We start from the raw sequence: 16,348 nt of genomic DNA on the forward strand, positions 1-16,348 counted from the left end.
TATCGCGCCGACGCTCTGCGTCGGAGAGCGATAGCGGCTCTCAAGAACACCATCGTACCCATGCTCCGCGTGGGTATGCCGTTCTGGACGCTCTGCGTCCGATCCTGAATGTGTGGCGTGACGCAGAGTTATGACGCGCAGCGTCACGAAGAGCAGTCCCACGCTGGAGTGTGAGGAACGATAGGCGCTCTCAAGGACACCATCGTACCCATGCTCCGCGTGGGTATGCCGCTCTGGACGCTCTGCGTCCGATTTTGAGCGTGTAGCGTGGCGCGAAGCGCTACAAAGCGCATCCCCATTTGGGAGCGTGAAGAACGAGACGCGAATGGGCACTGATTTATGACACTTTTATTTCAATGAAATCCACGCTGTGCGATGCTGGCGCCAAGGCCCATGGCCGACTAAAAGCTTAGTAGAGCGTTACACCCATCCCCGCTCGCTACACGCTGCATCTTTCAATTCATCGCCTGTATGGGCAAACCTCAGGGGGCTTTTCGCATGCTGACCCTGCTCGATTTGCTATCCGCCGTCGCCCTGCTGATCTGGGGCACGCATATCGTGCGCACTGGCATCCTTCGTGTTTACGGTACACAACTTCGTCGTGTGCTCAGCCAGAACATGTCCAAACGACCGCTCGCGTTCATCGCCGGCATTCTGGTGACGGCACTGGTGCAGAGCAGTAACGCCACCGCCATGCTGGTGACATCGTTTGTCGGCCAGGGGCTGATGACGCTGACGCCTGCGCTGGTGATCATGCTTGGTGCCGATGTCGGCACCGCCTTGATGTCTCGCGTGCTGACCTTCGATCTGTCATGGCTGTCGCCGTTGCTGATCTTCCTTGGCGTGGTGTTCTTCCTGTCGCGCAAGCAGACCCGTGCCGGTCAACTGGGGCGGGTCGGTATCGGCCTGGGCCTGATCGTGCTGGCCTTGCAGCTGATCGTCGAGGCCGCCGCACCGATCACCCAGGCCGCGGGGGTCAAGGTGCTGTTCGCCTCGCTGACCGGCGACCTGCTGCTGGATGCGCTGGTGGGCGCCATGTTCGCGCTGATCTCCTATTCCAGCCTGGCGGCAGTGCTGCTGACGGCGACATTGGCAGGCACCGAAGTCATTGGCTTGCCGGTGGCCATCGGCCTGGTGATCGGGGCCAATATCGGCAGCGGCCTGCTGGCCTTCCTCAGTACCAGCATGCAGAACGTTGCCGGTCGGCAGGTGGCGCTGGGCAGTCTGTTGTACAAGCTGTTCGGCCTGTTGCTGATCTTTCCGGTGCTTGATCCGCTGGTTGCCTGGATCGACACGCTGGGCTTTAGTCCGCAGGAACTGGTGATCGGCTTCCACCTGCTCTACAACACGGTACGCTGCCTGATCATGCTGCCTACCGTGGCTCCGATGGCGCGGCTCTGTTCGTATCTGCTGCCGCAACAGAACGAAGTCGGCGGCCTGGCCAAACCGCGTCATCTGGACCTGACCGCCCTGTCGACGCCCAGCCTTGCGCTGGCCAACGCAGTGCGTGAAACCCTGCGTATGGGCGATCTGATCGAAAGCATGCTCGCCTCGATGCTGGCGGTGCTGCGCGGCACGCAAACCGCAGTGACCCAGGAAGTGCGCCGCCTCAACGACGACGTCGAAGCGTTGTACAGCGCGATCAAGCTGTACCTGGCGCAGATGCCGCGTGAAGACCTCGGCGAGCACGATAACCGGCGCTGGGCCGAGATCATCGAGCTGACCATCAACCTGGAGCTGGCCAGCGGCCTGATCGAACGCATGCTGCGCAAGATCCAGCAGCAGAAGACGGCGCATCGCCGGTCGTTCTCTGAAGTCGGTCTTGAAGAACTTGCCGATCTGCAGATTCAATTACAGTCGAACCTGCGTCTGGGCCTCTCGGTGTTCCTCAGCGGCGATCACGAGAGCGCCCGTCAGTTATTGCGCGAAAAGCGTCAGTTCAGGGCCGAGGAGCGACGCCTGGCACACGCCCATGTCAGCCGCCTGCGCAACAAGGTGGTCCAGAGTATCGAAACCAGTTCGCTGCACCTGGAACTGATTGCCGACATGAAGCGTCTGAACTCGCTGTTCTGCAGCAGCGCCTACGTGGTGCTGGAAACCGCTGACACAGGCGCCTTGTCGAGCGAGGTCGAGGCCGACAGATCACTCTGAACGTAAGGGCGCAGGTGAAGTCTGTTAAACATACCGGCCCGCCAGGAAAGCTGTTTTATGCGTTGCCTGCTGTTCGCTTGTCTGCTCCTCGGTTCACTCCCCTCATTCGCCCTTGACCGTCTTCAGGTCGAGGGCTACCTGCTGCCCAATGGTTTGCAAGTCATTCTCAAACCCGGTGACGACAAGGGTCATGTCGCCATCCGCCTGGTGGTGGGTATCGGCTTCGATGATTTCCCGTGCCAGGACAAGGAACTGCCGCATCTGCTGGAACACTTGCTGTTCAGCGGCGTGGATGACAGCGGTGAAGGGGGGCTGGAAGAGCGTATGCAGGCACTGGGCGGCGAGTGGAACGCCTTCACCAGCAACGCCGACACCACCTTCGTGATCGAAGCGCCTGCGCGAAACCAGCGCAAAGTGCTCGACCTGCTGCTGGAGATCATGACCAAAACCGAGCTGAGCCAGGCGCGGCTGGATGGCGTCAAACGCGTGGTCGAGCGCGAAGATGGCGGGCACTTTTCCCACTTGCAGCGCCTGCTTGACCGACGAGATTCCGGGCGCAGCGCCAGCAGCCAGCTGGCGGTGGAGCTGGGCCTCAAATGCGCCGAACGCCCCGAGGTGGACGGCATCAAGCTGGAGCACATCGAAGACGTCTTCGCCAACTGGTACGCCCCCAACAACATGACGCTGATTGTGGTGGGTGATCTGGACAAGCTGCTGCCAGCCTATCTGGAGCGCACCTACGGCAAGCTCGCCCCCACCGACCCGACCGACCACCCGCCACTGGCACAGGGCAACGGCTCGGCCGAACCGCGACGCGAGCTCGAGCGCGGCGGGCTGGGCGAGAGTGCCAAGCTGCACCTGATCTACCCCGAGCCGCAGCTCGACGACCAGCACGACGAAACCTGGGACCTGGTCAAAGCCTATCTGGACTGGACGCTCTACACTGAGCTGCGCCTGAAACACAGTTTGTCCTACGGGCCTTCTGCAGAGCGCGAAGTGTTTGGCGATGTCGGGTTTCTGAGCCTGAACGCCGATGTCGAGCGTGATGATGCCGATGAAGCCGAGCGCGACATTCGCGGCCTGGTCGAGCGCCTGCAAAAAGAAGGCATGCAGCCCGCTACGTTTGCGCGGCTGCAACAGCTCGCCATTGATCGGCAGTCATGGGCTACACAAGGCAATAGCGCGCTGGCGGACTACTATTGGAGCGCGCTCAACGATTATGAAAACGGGCGTTTCGAGGATCCCGCCAAGCGAATCAAGGCGGTGAAGCTGGAGACGGCCAATCAGGCGCTGCGCCAATTGCTAGCCCAGCCGGGTTACATGCGCATTGAAAAGCCGCTGTTCAGTTATGACGGCCTGTATTGGCTGATTGGTGGGGTACTGGGTTTCATCGCACTGCTGGCCCTGTGGCGCTGGCGTGCACGCAGCACATAGAATCCTGACGCCGAACTGCACCCAGGGTGCAGGCTCCGCGCTGCGTTTGTTACGCAGCGCGTTTTTTTGTATGAACAGAACCGAGTGACCCCTCCGATGCTTGACGTGAATCGCTATGTGACGCCCGTGCTCAACTTGATGCAGCGCTATCCGGGGCTCATTGCAGCGTTTGGTTTCGTTTCCGGTATCGCCAGTTTCATTCTGGTCGATCGCCAGGCGGGGCTGGCAACCTGGATCGCGGTGGTGATGCTGATCAGCTGGCTGTGGCTGATGGTCGAAAACACCATGGTCGGGTTACTTAACAAGGCGCTGGGCCGCGAGATTCCGCAGGGCTTGCTGCGCTACGGCACGCAGATGATTCATCAGGAAAGCCTGTTCTTCGTGCTGCCGTTCTTTTTCATCACCACCACCTGGAACAGTGGTCAGGCGGTGTTCACTGCGGTGCTCGGCGCCGCCGGGCTGATCTCGATCATCGACCCTCTCTACTACAAATGGCTGGCGCCCAGGCGCTGGCTGTTCATGACGCTGCACACACTGACGCTGTTCGCGGCACTGCTGACCGCACTGCCGATCATCCTGCACCTGACCACCGCCGAGAGTTACAAACTGGCCCTGGGCGTGGCGATGCTGCTGTCGGCGCCCAGCCTGATGGCGAATTTCCCGCTCAATACCTGGCGCAGCGCACTGGCCGTGATCAGCATCATCCTGGCCATCGGCGCGGCGGGCTGGTTGCTGCGCTCCTGGGTGCCGCCTGCGACGCTGTGGTTGACCGAAGTGGCGGTGAGCCCGGACTTCGATAACAAGAACCGTACGCCGGGCGACAGCATTTCGCTGATCAGCGCCAAGCAGCTGCGCAACGGCGGCCTGTATGCGTACACCGCCATCAATGCGCCGCGTGGCCTGGACGAGCGTATCTACCATGTGTGGTGGCATGAAGGCGAAGAGATGGACCGCATCGCGCTGGATATCCACGGCGGCCGCAAGGAAGGCTATCGCGCCTGGACGCGCAAGCAGAACTTCCCGGAGGACGTGACAGGACGCTGGCAGGTGAGGGTGCTGACCGAAGACGGCCAGATGATAGGCGTGCTGCGTTTTGTGGTCACTGACGATGATCAACCGGCAGTGAAGCGGCCTACCGGACGGATAATCAAGCTCAAGCCAGGCGGCGACTCGGCCGAAGAGGCTACACCTGAATCAGCCCCTGCAACTGAGCCGAAACAGGAGAAGCAGGAGGCTGCGCCTGCAGAGCCAGCCCCCGCTGAATCTGCGCCTCAGGTTCCGGCGCAGTAATGTTTCAGGAGGCGGTCGCGCCGAAGAACCAGTAGCAGACGAAGATCGCGGCCACGACGCCGGAAAACTCGGCCAGCAGCGCGCAGCCCACAGCATGGCGAGCGCGCTGAATGCCTACGGCGCCGAAGTACACGGCAAGTACGTAGAACGTGGTTTCGGTACTGCCCTGAATCGTGGCAGCGGCCAATGCAGCGAAGCTGTCCACGCCTTGGGTCTGCATGGTTTCGATCAACAGGGCACGGGCGGCGCTGCCCGAGAAGGGTTTGACCATGGCGGTCGGCAGCGCATCGACGAAGCGCGTGTCCAGCCCCAGCCACTGCACCAGATGCCGAATGCCTTCCAGACCGAAGTCCAGCGCGCCGGATGCGCGCAGCACGCCCACGGCGCAGAGCATGGCGACCAGATAAGGCAGCAGGCTCTTGGCCACGTCGAAACCTTCCTTCGCACCTTCGACGAAGGCCTCGTAGACCAGCACCTTGCGCAGCGTGCCGATGATCAGAAACATCATGATCAGGCCGAACAGCGTGAGGTTGCCCAGAATCGACGACAGACCCGCCAGCGCAGCCGCCGACAGTGTGCCGAGAAAGGCCATGAAGGTGCCCAGCAGCAGGGCGCCGGGGATGAGGTAGGCGAGCACCACCGGGTCCCACAGACGCAGACGTTGCATGAACGCGACCGACAGCAGACCGACGATGGTCGAGACACTGGTGGCCAGCAGGATTGGCAGGAATACCAAGGTCGGGTCAGGCGCACCCTGCTGGGCGCGGTACATGAAAATCGTTACCGGCAGCAGGGTCAGGGATGAGGCGTTGAGCACCAGAAACAGGATCTGCGCGTTACTGGCGGCGGTTTTGCTGGGGTTGAGTTCCTGTAGCGAGCGCATGGCCTTCAGGCCGATCGGCGTGGCGGCGTTGTCGAGCCCCAGGGCATTGGCGGCGAAGTTGAGGGTGATCAGCCCGAGCGCAGGGTGGCCGGGCGGCACCTCCGGCATCAGGCGCAGAAACAGCGGCCCGAGAACCTTGGCCAGCCAGTCGACGATGCCGGCCTTCTCGGCGATGCGCAAAAAGCCCAGCCATAGAGTCAGCGTGCCGAACAGCAGCACCATGACCTCGACCGACAGCTTGGCCATGGCAAAGATACTTTCGACCATCGCGGCAAAAATGCCGGCGTTGCCGCCCACCAGCCACTGCACCAGCGCGGAAATCGTCGCCACGACAAAAAAACCAAGCCACAGGCCATTGAGCATCGGATAAGTCCCCCACAAGAAGCGGGGATGATAGCGGCGGGGTGCGCTGGAGGGAAATCGGCAGGTGCTGAAAGAGTTGTAGGAATGATAGGTGCACGAGAACACGGTCGTTTTGTGACGCTCTGCGGCGCACATTCAGAATAGGACGCAGAGCGTCACGAAGCGCGTTCCCACGCGGAGCATGGGAACGATGAAAACCTTGAGATTTCTATCGTGCCAATGCTCCGCGTCATCAGGGGCTGTGCGGGGTCTGTTCAGCGCCCGGCCAGCAGTTCCTGGCCGCGAATCACGGCGGCGCGGACCTGTTCGGGGGCGGTGCCGCCGATGTGGTTACGGGCATTCACCGAGCCTTCCAGGGTCAGCACGGCGAAGACGTCCTGTTCGATCTGGTTGCTGAACTGACGCAGCTCTTCCAGGCTCATCTCTGCCAGGTCCTTGCCGGTTTCCACACCGTATTTCACCGCGTGACCAACGATTTCGTGGCAGTCACGGAACGGCAGACCACGGCGGACCAGATAGTCGGCCAGATCGGTGGCGGTCGAGAAGCCGCGCAGCGCCGCTTCACGCATCATCGCGTGCCTGGGCTTGATCGCCGGGATCATGTCGGCGAACGCACGCAACGAATCACGCAGGGTGTCGGCGGCGTCGAACAGCGGCTCCTTGTCTTCCTGGTTGTCCTTGTTGTACGCCAGCGGCTGGCCTTTCATCAGGGTCAGCAGGCCCATCAGGGCACCGAACACACGGCCGCTCTTGCCGCGAACCAGTTCAGGGACGTCAGGGTTTTTCTTTTGCGGCATGATCGAGCTGCCGGTGCAGAAGCGGTCCGGCAGGTCGATGAACTGGAACTGCGCACTGGTCCAGAGCACCAGCTCTTCCGAAAAGCGCGACAGGTGCATCATTGCGATGGATGCAGCCGAGCAGAATTCGATGGCGAAGTCGCGATCCGATACACCGTCCAGCGAATTGCCGCCCACCACCTCGAAGCCCAGCAGTGTGCAGGTCAGCTCGCGGTCGATCGGGTAGGTGGTGCCCGCCAGCGCCGCGCTGCCCAGCGGCATGCGGTTGAGACGCTTGCGGCAGTCGACCAGACGCTCGTAGTCGCGGCTGAGCATTTCGAACCAGGCCAGCATATGGTGACCGAATGTTACCGGCTGGGCCGTCTGCAGGTGGGTGAAACCGGGCATGATGGTTTCAGCTTCACGCTCGGCCTGGCCCAGCAGGCCTTGCTGCAGCCGGGTGATTTCGCTGAGGATCAGATCGATTTCGTCGCGCAGCCACAGACGGATATCGGTGGCGACCTGATCGTTGCGGCTGCGACCGGTGTGCAGTTTCTTGCCGGTGATACCGATGCGGTCGGTCAGGCGTGCTTCAATGTTCATGTGCACGTCTTCCAGATCGACGCGCCAGTCGAACTGGCCAGCCTCGATCTCGGCCTGGATGGTGTTCAGGCCGTCAACGATGGTATCGCGCTCGGCGTCGGTCAGTACGCCCACCTTGGCCAGCATCGTGGCGTGGGCGATGGAGCCCATGATGTCGTGGCGATACAGGCGTTGATCGAAGGTGACGGAGGCCGTGAAACGCGCGACAAACGCGTCGACGGGTTCACTGAAGCGGCCGCCCCAGGACTGGTTGGTCTTGTCGGTGCTCATGGATTCGCTCGTTGCTGACTGGAAAGTGACGTGCCCGATACCTGGCACAAGAACGAACGCGATGATAACAGGGTTGATGCATATTTATCCCCGGACAGCTTGCCGCTGACGAGGCCAGGGCAGAGACTGGAGTCATGCGAATCGAACCTGTGAAACACGACGCCCGGCCCGCGCCCGGCAAAGACTTTTTCCTCCCTGAACTGTGCCTGCCGCAGGCATTGCTGGTGCTCGTCGTGCTGGCGGAGCTGCTGGTGCTGGTTCTGGTGCTGGTGGAACCGATGCGCAGCGGCTTCGACTGGGTACGCCTGGCGTTGATGTCGCTGTTCGTGCAATGGATCGTGCTACTGTCCGCGGCGCTGCTGTGCGGCTTGCGGCCCTGGCTGGCGCGATTGACGCCGGGGCTGGCAGGCATGCTCAGTTGCCTTCTGGTGGTCGGCCTGACGCTGTTGTGCACAGCCGTTACCGATGTCTGTCAGCTTACCGGGCGGATTTCGGTCAGCGGCATGGTCGAGCGTTATCTGCGCTACTCGACGATTGCCCTGATCATGTCGGCCCTGATGCTGCGCTATTTCTATCTGCAGAGTCAGTGGCGCAAGCAGCAACAGGGCGAACTGCGCGCCAGAATCGAATCGCTGCAAGCGCGCATCCGCCCGCATTTCCTCTTCAACACACTCAACAGTATCGCCAGTCTGGTGGCCAGCAACCCGGTCAAGGCCGAGCAGGCGGTGCTGGATCTTTCGGACCTGTTTCGCGCCAGTCTGGCCAAGCCGGGCAGCCTGGTGACATGGGGTGAAGAGCTGGCATTGGCAAAACGATATTTATCGATTGAGCAATATCGTCTTGGCGAGCGTCTACAGTTGGACTGGAGGGTGAGCGCAATTCCCGATGACTTGCCGATCCCCCAGCTAACCTTGCAGCCATTACTTGAAAACGCTTTGATTTATGGCATTGCTCCGCGGGTCGAAGGGGGCGTTGTAACAGTCGAAGCGAACTATGAAGGGGGAGAGTTCATATTGAGCGTCAGCAATCCCTATGAAGAAGTTGCCAATCGGCAGACTTCCAACGGTACTCAGCAAGCTCTGACGAATATAGGCGCACGAATTGCGGCACTTTTTGGCCCGCACGCCAGTCTGAGCGTGGAGCGCCGTGACGGTCGTCACTACACCTGTCTACGCTATCCTTGTGCGAGACTCACGCAGGAAGCCAGAGCTATATGAATGTCCTGATCGTTGATGACGAACCCCTGGCCCGCGAGCGATTGAGCCGCATGGTCAATGAAATCGAGGGTTATCGAGTACTGGAACCCAGCGCGTCCAATGGCGAAGAAGCCTTGGCGCTGATCGAAACCCACAAACCGGACGTAGTGCTGCTCGATATCCGCATGCCGGGTCTCGATGGCCTCCAGGTCGCGGCGCGGCTGTGCGAGCGGGAAGCACCGCCTGCAGTGGTCTTCTGCACCGCCCATGATGAATTCGCACTGGAAGCTTTCCAGGTCAGCGCGGTGGGCTATCTGGTCAAGCCTGTGCGGTCCGAGCACCTTGTCGAAGCGCTGCGCAAAGCCGAGCGGCCGAACCGTGTGCAACTGGCGGCGTTGACCCGCCCGGCTGCCGAAAGCGGATCAGGGCCACGCAGCCACATCAGCGCGCGTACCCGCAAAGGCATCGAGCTGATTCCGCTGGATCAGGTGATCTACTTTATCGCCGATCACAAGTACGTGACCTTGCGTCATGAAGGCGGCGAAGTGCTGCTGGACGAACCGCTGAAAGCACTGGAAGACGAGTTCGGTGATCGTTTCGTGCGCATTCACCGCAATGCGCTGGTGGCCCGCGAGCGAATAGAACGGTTGCAGCGCACCCCGCTGGGGCATTTCCAGCTGTTCCTCAGAGGCCTCAATGGCGATGCGTTGATCGTCAGCCGCCGCCACGTCGCCGGTGTCCGCAAAATGATGCAGCAGCTCTAGCGCTTCGCCGCTCTGGAGCCTCTGCGCGCGGGCCGATTCATGGAACGGGGGGGCAATCCCGGATTCATGTGTTTTTCGGCTGGCCCGCGGGCAGCCTTCCTCATGCGCCCCTCAGGCACTGCCGATTGATTGATCGGCTTGGTGTCTGAAGCAATTCCCAATCGGCGCCGAAGCCGCCCTGACCGGGATTGAGCTGTTATTATCCGTCGCATTCACTCAGTACGGATTGTTCAATGTCCTCTCGCGAAATCCGCATCGCCACTCGCAAAAGCGCGTTGGCACTCTGGCAGGCAGAATACGTCAAGGCCCGCCTGGAACAGGCCCACCCCGGCCTGCTCGTGACGTTGGTGCCCATGGTCAGCCGTGGCGACAAACTGCTCGACTCCCCGCTGTCGAAAATCGGTGGCAAAGGCCTGTTCGTCAAGGAGCTGGAAACCGCGCTTCTGGAAAACAACGCCGACATCGCCGTGCATTCGATGAAAGACGTGCCGATGGATTTTCCGCAAGGCCTGGGCCTGTTCTGCATCTGCGAGCGTGAAGACCCGCGCGATGCATTCGTCTCCAACACCTTTGCCAGCCTGGACCAGTTACCGGCGGGCAGCATTGTCGGCACCTCCAGCCTGCGCCGTCAGGCCCAATTGCTGGCGCGTCGACCCGACCTGCAGATCCGTTTCCTGCGCGGCAACGTCAATACCCGTCTGGCCAAGCTCGATGCCGGTGAGTACGACGCCATCATCCTCGCCGCCGCCGGCCTGATCCGCCTGGGTTTCGAAGACCGCATCACCTCGGCAATCAGCGTCGATGACAGCCTGCCAGCCGGTGGCCAGGGCGCGGTGGGTATCGAATGCCGTAGCGTCGACGCCGAAATTCATGCACTGCTTGCCCCTCTGCACCACGAAGACACCGCCGTGCGCGTGATTGCCGAGCGTTCGCTGAACAAGCACCTAAACGGTGGCTGTCAGGTGCCGATCGCCTGCTACGCCGTACTGGAAGGCGATGACGTCTGGTTGCGCGGCCTGGTGGGCGATCCGTCCGGCAGCGTGTTGCTGCACGCAGATGCCCGGGCGCCCCAGACATCCGCCCAGGCACTGGGTGTGCAGGTGGCCGAAGCGCTGCTGGAGCAGGGCGCCGCCGAGATTCTGAAAGCGGTCTACGGCGAGGCCAATAACGAATGAGGGGCTGGCGTCTGCTGCTGACCCGCCCGGCCGAAGAGTCGGCAGCGCTGGCCAGGGTGCTGGCCGAGGCCGGTATCTTCAGCAGCAGCCTGCCCCTGCTTGAAACCGAGCCGTTGCCCTTGACGCCTGCACAGCGTTCGATCATTTTCGAGCTGCTCAATTATTGTGCAGTGATCGTGGTCAGCAAGCCGGCCGCGCGACTGGCCATCGAACTGATCGACGAAGTATGGCCGCAACCGCCCCTGCAACCCTGGTTCAGTGTGGGTTCAGCAACCGGGCAGATACTGGTCGATTACGGGCTCGATGCGAGCTGGCCGGAGCAGGGCGACGACAGCGAAGCCTTGCTTGAACTGCCGCGCCTCAAACAGGCGATTGCCGTACCGGGAAGCCGTGTGTTGATCATGCGCGGCGACGAGGGGCGCGAGCTGTTGGCCGAGCAACTGCGCGCGCTGGGGGTGGGCGTTGATTACCTGCCGCTGTATCGTCGCTACCTGCCGCAGCATGCGCCCGGCGCCCTGGCGCAACGTGTCGCGGTGGAACGCTTGAACGGGCTGGTGGTCAGCAGTGGGCAGGGTTTTGAACATTTGCTTGAGTTGGCGGGGGATTCATGGCCGGACCTGGCCGATCTGCCGCTGTTTGTACCGAGCCCCCGGGTTGCCAGCATTGCGCGGGCAGCCGGAGCACGGACCGTTATTGATTGTCGTGGCGCCAGCGCCGCGGCATTGCTGGCAGCGTTGCGGGAACAACCTCAGCCTGCCGTCAAGGCGTAATGATCGACACCTGTCGTTTACGCTATTACGCCAAAATGCAAAGGATGGGATACGTGAGCGAAACAGCCTTGCCTAAAGACGAAGAATCGGTGTTGAAAACGCCTGCATCCAAGCCTGAGCCAGTCCGCACCGAGCGCACCGGCAGCCGCAACAGTGGCCTGGTATTCCTGGCCTTGCTGCTGGCAATTGCCGGTATCGCCGTGGCCGGCTGGGGAGTCTGGCAACTGCGCATGTTGCAGGCCGGGCACCAGCAACAGCGCGGACAGGTCGAGGACATCGCCGAACAGACCCTGGTGCTGGCGCAGAATGACCAGCAACTGAGCGCACGTATCGCGCAATTCCCGCCAGCCAACCAACTGGAAGACAGCCGCCGTCTGGTCGCGCAATTGCAAGGCGATCAGCAGCGCCTCAGCCAGCGACTCGAAACCGTGCTGGGGGCGAGCCGCAAGGACTGGCGTCTGGCCGAGGCCGAACATCTGCTGCGTCTGGCCAGCCTGCGCCTTTCAGCGCTGCAGGACATCAACAGCGCGCAGGCGCTGGTTCAGGGTGCCGACGAAATTCTGCGTGAGCAGGATGATCCAGGCTCCTTTGCTGCCCGCGAGCAACTGGCCAAGAGCCTTGCCGCCCTGCGCAGCGTCGAGCAGCCGGACCGCACCGGGCTGTTTCTGCAACTGGCTGCCTTGCGTGAGCAGGCTGTACAGCTCAACAAGCTGGCTCCCGAATACGCAGACAAGGGCGAGTCGCTTATGGGGCTGACCGCTGACAAGACCGAAACCAGCCGCTGGTCGCAGTGGTGGGACGAGATCTCCCATTACTTCCGTATCGATTTCAACGCCGACAAGGACATCCGCCCGGTACTCGCCGGCCAGAGCCTTTCGCAGGTGCGCCTGGCCCTGAGCCTGGCGCTGGAGCAGGCGCAGTGGGCAGCGCTTAACGGCGAGCCCGAGGTTTATTCCAAGGCCATCACCGAAGCGCAGAGCGTTCTGAAAGCCAACTTCGATCAGGACGACCCACAGGGCAAGGCGCTCGGCCAAGGGCTTGATGCCGTTTCCAGCCAGCCGGTATCGGTGAAGACACCGGATCTGGCACCAACCCTGAGCGCCGTGCAGGCCTACCTTGAACGCCGTCACGCTGCCGGCCAGCCAGCCGAGGCGCAACAGGGGACCAGCCGATGAAGCGCTTCTATGTGCTGTTATTCATCGCGATCGCCGCTGCGGCGCTGATCGGGGTCGCCATCGCCGAGCATTCCGGCTATGTCCTGATCGCCTATCAGAACTTCCGCTATGAATCGAGTCTGTGGGCAACCCTGGCGTTGCTGGTCGTTGCGTTACTGGTGATCGCACTGCTGAGGCTGCTGATCACCCTGCTGACGACCTCAGGCCGCGTGGTCAACCCATGGTCGCGCCGCAACCGCCGTCGTCGCGTGCAAATAGCTATCGAGCAAGGCCAGATGGACCTTGCCGAGGGACGCTGGTCCAGCGCCCAACGTCATCTGCAACGCGCCGCCGAAGCCGATACGCATCCGCTGCTCTACTACATCGGCGCTGCACGTGCTGCCAACGAGCAGGGCCGTTACGAAGACTGCGACGCCTTGCTGGAACGCGCGCTCGAGCGTCAGCCACAAGCCGAGCTGGCGATTGCCCTGAATCACGCTCAACTGCAGCAGGACCGTGGCGACACCGAAGGTGCGCTGACCACACTGCTGGCCATGAAAGAGCGTCATCCGCACAACCCTCAGGTGCTTCGTCAACTGCAACGCCTGTATCAGCAACGTGGTGACTGGTCCGATGTGGTCCGTCTGATGCCGGAGCTGCGCAAGGACAAGGTCCTGCCAGCCAAGGAACTGGCCGAGCTGGAACGCCGCGCCTGGGGCGAAAACCTTAGCCTGGCGGCGTACCGCGAAGGCATCGAAGGCGCACCGACCGGTCTGCCTTCACTGGAAAGCGCCTGGCAGGGGCTGGGTTCTGCGCAACGTCAGGAGCCGCAACTGGTGCTGGCGTATGCCGATCAATTGCGCCGTCTGGGTGCCGAAGCCCAGGCAGAAGAAGTGCTTCGTAGCGCCCTAAAGCGCGAGTACAACAGCCATCTGGCGCGTCTGTATGGACTGGTTCGCGGCAACGACCCGTTGAAGCAGCTGCAAACGGCGGAGGGCTGGCTCAAGCAGCATCCTGCTGATCCAAGCCTGTTGCTGAGCCTGGGACGTATCTGTCTGCAAGGCCGCCTGTGGGGCAAGGCGCGGGATTATCTGGAGAGCAGTCTGCGCCTGGAACGCAATCCCGAAACCTGCGCCGAGCTGGCTCGCCTGCTCGGCCAACTGGGTGAGACGGATCGCAGCAATCAGCTGTTTCAGGAAGGTCTGGGCCTGCTCGACGAGCGCCTCCTGTCGCGCCCCTTGCCGGTGCTGACCAAGGCCTGAATCCGCCGGAGAGTCCTCTGTGAGGGCTCTCCGTGCTGCCTCACCAGCCCGTCAAGATCAATGCGTGAGAATCGTCCTACATCCATGTGTAAAAGAACCACGCAGCGGCGTGTTCTTTTTCCTCGGTAAACAGCGACGCATCCGTACGCCGCCACCTTGAATGCGCCGCACCCTTTCCTCTACCGTAATCGTCTCGTCCTTTGTTACGGATTTGCCATGTATCTGGCTCGCACACGCTTCCTGTTCTTCCTGGCATCGCTGGCCTGTGCATCAATCATTGGCGTCGCCTTTTACCTGCAGCAAGCCGTAGGTCTCGACCCTTGCACTCTGTGCATGGTGCAGCGAGCTGCATTCATCGCCTGTGGGGTGCTGGCGCTCTGTGCTGCCTGCCACGCGCCAGGCCCGACCGGCACGCGCCGCTACAGCCTGGGGCTTCTGCTGGTCGCCCTGGCAGGGCTTGCTGGCGCAGGCACACAGGTGTGGCTGCAAACCGCTTCGGCCGATCAATTGATACCGTTCATTACCAGACTGGAGCAAATATTGAGCCTGCTCTCCCTGGATATGTGCATCGACCGGCTGCGAAGCGACGCGCTGTTTTGCGCCGAAATCACCTGGACCCTGTTCGGTATCAGCCTGCCAGAGTGGAGTCTGCTGGCATTTACAGGCCTGGCGCTGCTGCCGCTGTATCCTCTTTTCAGCGAATTGAGCCACTGGCTGGCGACCAGAGATCGGGGCGGCTATTAAACGCTTGTATGAACTTTATCTCCTGCGTACCTTGATGGCCTTGTCGAGCGGGCATAATCTGGGCCGCACGCGTCACTGGAAATATGCTGTCCTGACGCATTTATCAGGTCAGGTCCCGGCCAACTACCAGGACCGGCCCAGGACTGCATGCCCCTGAAGGGAAGAGAGAAGACCATGCTGGAAAGTTGTCAGAATGCTCAGGAACGCTGGGGCGGGGTGAACAAGCTGATTGATCGCTGGCTTCAAAGCCGTCTCAAACTGGTCGAAGCCTACGATGCACTGGGCGACACGCCCGCAGCGCTGGCAGCCGACCGCGAAGGCTTGCAGAACTTTTGCGGCATTCTTGTGGATTACGTCTCCGCCGGGCACTTCGAGGTTTACGAACAACTGGGTGATGAAGCGCGAGCGTTCAACGACAAACGTGGGCTCGAACTGGCAGACACGATCTATCCGCGTCTGGACTTCATTACCAAGTTTGCGCTGACGTTCAATGATCGCTGCGACAAGGGCGACTGCTCGGATGCGACGGCGGTGGCCCGGGAGTTCAACCAGCTGGGGCAATTGCTGCACGAGCGTTTCGAGCTGGAAGACTGCTTGATTGAAGTCCTGCATAACTCGCACAAGGAAGAGATCGCCGCTCAGGTGTGACCTGGTTGATGCAAGTGCTACACGCCAAGGGTGCTTATTGCACCCTTTCGCATTTCTGAACGCCGGTCTCCGTCCGCTTACTGTGAAACCGCAACCAGCTCGATTTCAAATACCAGTGGCGTAAACGGATCGATCAGATCACCAGCGCCCTCGGCACCATAGGCTTGATCCGAAGGAATCACCAGCCGCCACTTCGCGCCGGTCGGCATGTTCTGCAAGGCGCTGGTCCAGCCGCTGATCACACTGTCGAGCCGGAACCACTGGGGCTGGGTGCTCTGATCGAAGATGGTGCCGTCCGGCAAGCGACCGACATAACGCACTTCAACCCGGCCATCGGCACTGGGCTTGGGGCCGGTGCCAGGAGTCAGCTCGGTCATGAGAATCCCGTCAGCCAGCACCTTCACACCCGGCTTGGCCTTCTCGCTGTCCATGAACGTGCGCTCGGCCTTGAGAGCCGCCTCGGTCGGCGCATCCGTACCGGCAGTCTCGGCCTGGGCGATCGCGGCGTCATGCTCGCGCAGAATCTGGTCGATGCGTTCCTGCTTGAGCGCCAGCGGCTTGCCCTGATAGGCCTGCTGCAAGCCTTCTACCAGCGCCTTGAGGTCCAGGTCAGGGACTTCCTGATGCAACCGCTCGCCGAGGCTTGCACCCAGGCTGTAGGCGAGATCGTGGCCGTCGCTGGACGCAGGCGGCGCCTCGGCGGCCTGAGCCAAGGGTAGCAAGAGGAACAACGACGTTAACAGGTAGCGCGACATTAATGCTCTCCGGCCTGGGAAGGCAGCGATTATGCCAGCGCCAGCGCGAGTAGTGACGAGTCTTGTGATGTGAATTTCACAATGCCTTTGCATCGTGCCGAGCAATCATT

At 61.6% G+C, this 16,348-nt stretch carries 14 protein-coding genes; 11 read left to right on the forward strand and 3 right to left on the reverse strand.

The genetic code is table 11. The features are described from left to right. Positions 1-498 precede the first annotated feature (498 nt). The 3 genes from QRN50_RS14865 (at position 499) to QRN50_RS14875 (ending at position 4,875) form a co-directional block, all read left to right on the forward strand. The gene (locus QRN50_RS14865; protein WP_011266164.1) at positions 499-2,151 is read left to right on the forward strand and encodes a Na/Pi cotransporter family protein; all 1,653 of its coding nucleotides are present in this window, start codon (positions 499-501) and stop codon (positions 2,149-2,151) included. Positions 2,152-2,208: 57 nt separating this feature from the next. Further along, positions 2,209-3,585, forward strand: a complete 1,377-nt coding sequence (locus tag QRN50_RS14870) for a M16 family metallopeptidase (protein ID WP_060406234.1) — start codon at positions 2,209-2,211, stop codon at positions 3,583-3,585. A 96-nt stretch (positions 3,586-3,681) separates the two neighbouring features. Then, a complete protein-coding gene (locus QRN50_RS14875) occupies positions 3,682-4,875 on the forward strand; it encodes a DUF5924 family protein (protein ID WP_003401574.1) in 1,194 nt (397 codons plus the stop codon). A gap of 4 nt (positions 4,876-4,879) precedes the next feature. Here the strand turns inward: QRN50_RS14875 and QRN50_RS14880 are convergent, their stop codons facing one another. Beyond that, positions 4,880-6,121, reverse strand: a complete 1,242-nt coding sequence (locus QRN50_RS14880; protein ID WP_011266161.1) for a spore maturation protein — start codon at positions 6,119-6,121, stop codon at positions 4,880-4,882. Positions 6,122-6,375: 254 nt separating this feature from the next. Further along, positions 6,376-7,770 carry an argininosuccinate lyase gene (gene argH / locus QRN50_RS14885; protein WP_003401567.1) on the reverse strand — a complete coding sequence of 465 codons (1,395 nt, stop codon included), beginning with the start codon at positions 7,768-7,770 and terminating at the stop codon, positions 6,376-6,378. A gap of 134 nt (positions 7,771-7,904) precedes the next feature. Between argH and QRN50_RS14890 the strand changes: the two genes are divergently transcribed. The 8 genes from QRN50_RS14890 to QRN50_RS14925 all read left to right on the forward strand — a co-directional run bounded on the left by QRN50_RS14890 (position 7,905) and on the right by QRN50_RS14925 (position 15,483). After that, positions 7,905-8,987, forward strand: a complete 1,083-nt coding sequence (locus QRN50_RS14890) for a sensor histidine kinase (RefSeq protein WP_003318424.1) — start codon at positions 7,905-7,907, stop codon at positions 8,985-8,987. Continuing rightward, on the forward strand, positions 8,984-9,730 hold the full coding sequence (locus QRN50_RS14895) for a LytR/AlgR family response regulator transcription factor (protein WP_002551374.1): 747 nt from the start codon (positions 8,984-8,986) through the stop codon (positions 9,728-9,730). Before QRN50_RS14890 ends, QRN50_RS14895 begins: the two co-directional genes overlap by 4 nt. A gap of 233 nt (positions 9,731-9,963) precedes the next feature. Next, the gene (hemC, locus tag QRN50_RS14900) at positions 9,964-10,905 is read left to right on the forward strand and encodes a hydroxymethylbilane synthase (protein ID WP_060400511.1); all 942 of its coding nucleotides are present in this window, start codon (positions 9,964-9,966) and stop codon (positions 10,903-10,905) included. Beyond that, on the forward strand, positions 10,902-11,675 hold the full coding sequence (locus tag QRN50_RS14905; protein ID WP_096127013.1) for a uroporphyrinogen-III synthase: 774 nt from the start codon (positions 10,902-10,904) through the stop codon (positions 11,673-11,675). Before hemC ends, QRN50_RS14905 begins: the two co-directional genes overlap by 4 nt. Positions 11,676-11,728: 53 nt before the next feature. Then, positions 11,729-12,850 carry a uroporphyrinogen-III C-methyltransferase gene (locus QRN50_RS14910; protein ID WP_032654864.1) on the forward strand — a complete coding sequence of 374 codons (1,122 nt, stop codon included), beginning with the start codon at positions 11,729-11,731 and terminating at the stop codon, positions 12,848-12,850. Then, entirely contained in the window at positions 12,847-14,091 is a 1,245-nt protein-coding gene (locus tag QRN50_RS14915; RefSeq protein ID WP_003401559.1) for a heme biosynthesis protein HemY, read from the forward strand. Before QRN50_RS14910 ends, QRN50_RS14915 begins: the two co-directional genes overlap by 4 nt. Before the next feature lie 216 nt (positions 14,092-14,307). Further along, a complete protein-coding gene (locus QRN50_RS14920; protein ID WP_003401558.1) occupies positions 14,308-14,835 on the forward strand; it encodes a disulfide bond formation protein B in 528 nt (175 codons plus the stop codon). Between the two features lie 174 nt (positions 14,836-15,009). Next, positions 15,010-15,483: an Rsd/AlgQ family anti-sigma factor gene (locus tag QRN50_RS14925; protein WP_003401557.1), complete on the forward strand. Its 474-nt coding sequence runs from the start codon at positions 15,010-15,012 to the stop codon at positions 15,481-15,483. 77 nt (positions 15,484-15,560) lie between these two features. Here QRN50_RS14925 and QRN50_RS14930 read toward each other — a convergent pair whose 3' ends face one another. Then, positions 15,561-16,238, reverse strand: coding sequence for an FKBP-type peptidyl-prolyl cis-trans isomerase (locus QRN50_RS14930; RefSeq protein ID WP_011266156.1), 678 nt, complete (start codon positions 16,236-16,238; stop codon positions 15,561-15,563). Between the last annotated feature and the right edge of the window lie 110 nt (positions 16,239-16,348).

Source organism: Pseudomonas sp. MEJ108 (genome assembly GCF_030208985.1).
Lineage (GTDB): Bacteria > Pseudomonadota > Gammaproteobacteria > Pseudomonadales > Pseudomonadaceae > Aquipseudomonas > Aquipseudomonas fragariae.